This window comes from Tessaracoccus rhinocerotis (genome assembly GCF_007197885.1).
Taxonomy (GTDB): domain Bacteria; phylum Actinomycetota; class Actinomycetes; order Propionibacteriales; family Propionibacteriaceae; genus Arachnia; species Arachnia rhinocerotis.
Genome location: NZ_VKKG01000019.1, coordinates 1 through 786 on the forward strand (window position 1 = coordinate 1; position 786 = coordinate 786).

The following is a 786-nucleotide window of genomic DNA, read 5'->3' on the forward strand; positions in this document are numbered from 1 at the left end:
CAGGACTCGTCGCGGGCGGCGAGCCATTGTTTGAACGCCTGCTTCGAGCGTCCCGGAACCATGTCCAACAGGCGTGCCGGACCGGTGTCGTCACGCACCGGGGTGAGGTCGATGACCACCGTGACGTACTTGTCGCCGTGGCGGGTGTGGCGCCACACATGCTCATCGACGCCAACGACCCGGACCCCATCGAGACGAGCGGGATCGTTGATCAGGACCCGGCTGCCCTCGGTCAGGACCGCGTCGTTGGCGGTGTTCCACGACACCCCCAACCCCTCGGCAACACGGGCGACGGTGAGGTGGGCCACCACGATCCCCTCCAACGCCCACCCCAGTCCACGACGCGACAACTTCGCCCTCGGCTCGGCCGCCCGGCTCATGTCCTGGCGCCACACATGCCCACAGCCCGAACATCGGTAGCGGCGGATCGTGACCTCCAGCACCGTGGGCCGCCACCCCAGCGGCTCATGCGCCAGCCGTCTTTTCACAGTTCCTCGCGCGGTCCCTTCACAACCGCATCGTCGGCACCACCGGTCGGGTCCCACAACACGGCACGCCAGCACCGCGCGGTCGGGTTCCAGTCGTTGCCCGGTGGCCTCGAGACCGAGTTCGTCGAGTCGGCAGAAGGTGGTCAGGTCAGGGCGGCCGAAGCCGGCAGCGGCGGTAACATCAGGCACGTCGAGGTCTTCCAGATGGGCAGTGTGAGAACTTCCATCATCGGGAGGCCTCGACCCCTACCCGGTCAACGACGCGCCGGACCCACTACACCCCGCTTTGTGATGAGCC

Annotated in this window: 1 protein-coding gene; it reads right to left on the reverse strand. The window is 67.6% G+C overall.

The genetic code is table 11. The features are described 5' to 3' along the window. Positions 1–677 (reverse strand): transposase (locus FOJ82_RS15945; protein ID WP_143939482.1); only part of this gene is annotated, 677 nt, incomplete at its 3' end. Positions 678–786: the final 109 nt, after the last annotated feature.